The 3,074-nt window shown below is 37.1% G+C and carries 5 protein-coding genes; 4 read left to right on the top strand and 1 reads right to left on the bottom strand.

What is annotated here, in order from left to right; all coding sequences use genetic code 11:
- Nucleotides 1-921 (top strand): IS91 family transposase (locus tag G322_RS0118410; protein WP_022943150.1); only part of this gene is annotated, 921 nt, incomplete at its 5' end.
- Nucleotides 922-1,253: 332 nt separating this feature from the next.
- Here G322_RS0118410 and G322_RS24630 read toward each other — a convergent pair.
- Entirely contained in the window at nucleotides 1,254-1,388 is a 135-nt protein-coding gene (locus G322_RS24630; RefSeq protein WP_281166535.1) for a hypothetical protein, read from the bottom strand.
- Between the two features lie 106 nt (nucleotides 1,389-1,494).
- Here G322_RS24630 and G322_RS0118400 point away from each other — a divergent pair, with 106 nt between their 5' ends.
- The 3 genes from G322_RS0118400 to brnA all read left to right on the top strand — a co-directional run bounded on the left by G322_RS0118400 (nucleotide 1,495) and on the right by brnA (nucleotide 2,893).
- A complete protein-coding gene (locus G322_RS0118400; RefSeq protein ID WP_022943148.1) occupies nucleotides 1,495-2,250 on the top strand; it encodes a hypothetical protein in 756 nt (251 codons plus the stop codon).
- 144 nt (nucleotides 2,251-2,394) lie between these two features.
- On the top strand, nucleotides 2,395-2,661 hold the full coding sequence (locus tag G322_RS0118395) for a BrnT family toxin (RefSeq protein ID WP_022943147.1): 267 nt from the start codon (nucleotides 2,395-2,397) through the stop codon (nucleotides 2,659-2,661).
- Nucleotides 2,648-2,893 carry a type II toxin-antitoxin system BrnA family antitoxin gene (brnA, locus tag G322_RS0118390; RefSeq protein WP_022943146.1) on the top strand — a complete coding sequence of 82 codons (246 nt, stop codon included), beginning with the start codon at nucleotides 2,648-2,650 and terminating at the stop codon, nucleotides 2,891-2,893. The genes G322_RS0118395 and brnA overlap by 14 nt, the downstream gene beginning before the upstream one ends.
- Nucleotides 2,894-3,074 lie beyond the last annotated feature (181 nt).

Genomic DNA, 3,074 nt, shown 5'->3' with positions numbered 1-3,074 from the left:
CAATGGCAACATAAAGCCGAGTCATTACTCCTTCAATCTCAGCATCATCATTGGGTGTTTACACTGCCACATGATCTACATATTATTTGGCGATTTAACCGTGCGTTGTGCCAACGTATTCTTTTCCAATCGGTTAGAAAAACGATACGAAAGCTCTGCAAGGATGAACGTTATTTAGCAGCGACACCAGGTTACATTTTAGCGTTACATACTTGGGCAAGAAACCAAGTATTCCATCCTCATATTCATTGTATGATCAGCCATGGTGGTTTAGATGTAGCGGGACAATGGCGCACCCCGAAACGTAAATGTTTTTTACCTGCAAAAGTAATGATGCAAATATTCAGGGGGAAATTCTTAGCAGGATTAAAGGAAGCTTTAGCGACAAATGAGTTAGTCGTACCAAGATTGCTTTGCTCGCAGCAAGTGATCAATCTATGCAACAAACTGGGGAGGGTAGATTGGGTTTTGCACTGCGTAAAACCTTATGAACATGGCTATGGTGTTGCTAAGTATTTAGCGCGATATATTAGAGGTGGTGCAATAAAAAACAGCCAATTATTAAATGTAGCGAATAATTGTGTTGTCTTTCGTTACCAGTCTCACCAGACGAAAAAAACAGAGTACCTTAAGTTAAGCCATGAGCAATTTATGCAACGCTTACTCGAACATTTTGCCATTCCTCGTAAGCAACAATATCAAATGTTGGGTTTATATCATGGATGCTGTAAAGATAAATTGAATCAAGCAAGAGAGCAATTAGGGCAACGCGCCGTTAATGAAGATAAGGAACTTAGCTGGCAAGAATTTCTGGAGAGTAATGATCAAATGTCACGATGTGAGCAGTGCGGTAAACCATTAACAGTGTTAAAACCGCTAGTTAACAATGGAGAGGAAATGGGTTTATTAAAAAATCATTAGTACATACCAAGCAAAAATCTCGTTTCTTGCGGGAGGTCACAGTGTGCCTGATGATTAGGATTAATGATAATATTACATTGTAAAATCAGTTAGATAAGCAGTACACTGTATTCAAAATAAATGTAGTAAGTCATTTACAATTCCATAGACATGAGCTTCGGCAATTTTAACAGCCTACATAGTTCAATTGGTACGCAAACTTAACAAGAAGTTTAAACCGAATCTTTACAGCTGATTATCGCTGCGCGATTTTAACCACCTATAAATTTCGGCTTAACTTAGCGTTATAAGCTATATTCGGGCAGTGCTAAACTTACACTGCCCTCAATTTATTACTTGTTGTTTGGGTTCTTCTGTTGACCTTTGTTACCGTGAACTTTAGCGTACTGCTCATTCACGCCTACTTGACCTTTATTTGCATTTTTCTGATTTGCATGGTTGTTCTGTGGTGTAATTTTCTTAGTCATGGTAATACCTCTGATATATATGATTAAATAGATGAGCTCTTTGGGCATCCACCCTTTTGAGTTCATATACACTTTACTCCACAGTGTGGGGACATCTGGGGACATAATGGATAATTTTTTAAATGTAACAAATAAGCAACGAGAAATTAAACTGATACTTAAGCAAGTTGGGTGGAGTCAAAGGCAGTTTGCTGGAAAATATAGCATCGATGAAAGTGACCGTGATATTGAAGAATACGAGATAAATAAATTCCAAGAATCCTTTAAAAAACAACTAAACAGAAAGACAACGAAACTTGAAATTCTAGACAAGTATATTTTCTATTTAAAGAATACCTGTGAGTTTAAAAAACTAATAAATTCTGGAGAAACTGAAGAATTTATTCCTTTAACAGGGCTTTTTGAAGATTACAAAATAATTTTAAATGAAGAGCATGACACAACGTACCGAAAAGTTTTAGAAGTTGCCGCTGCTTATGCCTTAGCTATAGGTTCTGCTTGGGGCTTTAATATTGTCCAATTAGAGAAAGATGAATTTCAAAGTAGTTTTTTAGTTATCTGGGAAGGCGATGTAGGTCATAATCATGGCTCTGGTACTTGGGGACCTGCAATGTGCAAAGTAGTTACTAGTCATTTTGGCTACTATTTTGTCAGCTCAGGAGATCATTACTTTGAAACAAGTCTGAGGTGTATTTCAGAAGTTGTAGGTTACTCTAATAACGAATTAATTCTTATTGGATATAAGTATGGTGATAATGATGCCAATAACTATCCGTCTTTAAAGCATAAAGTTCGCATGGTAGAAGACAATGAAGATAAATGGTCTGTAATAGACTGCGAGTATATCGGAGATCGCTTCTAACAAGGCAATTAAACGGAACTAAAACAGTGGGTTACGTTTCGCTTCGCTACACATTTTAACCCACTGCTTTAGTCCGCTTAGCAAGGCGTTAGCCGTATAATCGCACACTTGCAATTTATACCGAAAAGGTATAGTTTTAACTCTATGCATACTTTTGAATATGATCTAAAGAAGAGTCAAATCAACCTCGATAAGCATGGCATCGATTTTGAGGAAGCTAAATTACTGTGGAATGATCCTGATTTAGTCGAGATCCCTGCGAATACAAGCGATGAACCTCGTTTTGTTATAATCGCATTCCATAATGACAAACATTGGTCTGCTGTTATTACGTATCGAGATATAAATATACGTATAATTTCAGTTAGGCGCTCAAGAAAAAATGAGGTGAAATTTTATGAAAGCTTCTGATTTTGATAAAGAATTTGATGATGGTAATGATGTATTTGCCAACCTTGATTTATCTAAAGCTAAACGTGCTATGCAAACCACTAAAAGGGTTAATGTAGACTTCCCAGAGTGGATGGTTGACTCTCTAGATCGCGAAGCCAGTCGTGTTGGTGTAACTAGGCAGTCAATTATAAAAGTTTGGCTAGCGGAACGAATAGAAAGCATTGATCACCATCACCTTAAACACGGCTAACAAGTCGTTTAAACGGAATAAAAACAGTTGGCCATCGCTTCACGATATAGCCAACCATTTTTATCCGCTTAACGAGGCGTTAGGCTAGCCAAGCTGTAGAGTTGGCAGTAAACTAGGCTTACTATCATAATATTTAAGAGACTAATCTGCATATGAAAACTCCTAGAAAAAATAAACAATG

The sequence above is a fragment of the Psychromonas hadalis ATCC BAA-638 genome, from assembly GCF_000420245.1.
Lineage (GTDB): Bacteria > Pseudomonadota > Gammaproteobacteria > Enterobacterales > Psychromonadaceae > Psychromonas > Psychromonas hadalis.
This window is presented reverse-complemented; position numbering and strand designations above follow the sequence as displayed.

What these genes read in the sequence shown, in the direction of transcription:
- G322_RS0118400 (WP_022943148.1), top strand. Translation starts at nt 1,495, where the DNA reads ATGGATAATTTTTTAAATGTAACAAATAAGCAACGAGAAATTAAACTG.
- brnA (WP_022943146.1), top strand. Translation starts at nt 2,648, where the DNA reads ATGAAAGCTTCTGATTTTGATAAAGAATTTGATGATGGTAATGATGTA.
- G322_RS0118395 (WP_022943147.1), top strand. Translation starts at nt 2,395, where the DNA reads ATGCATACTTTTGAATATGATCTAAAGAAGAGTCAAATCAACCTCGAT.
- G322_RS24630 (WP_281166535.1), bottom strand. Translation starts at nt 1,388, where the DNA reads ATGACTAAGAAAATTACACCACAGAACAACCATGCAAATCAGAAAAAT.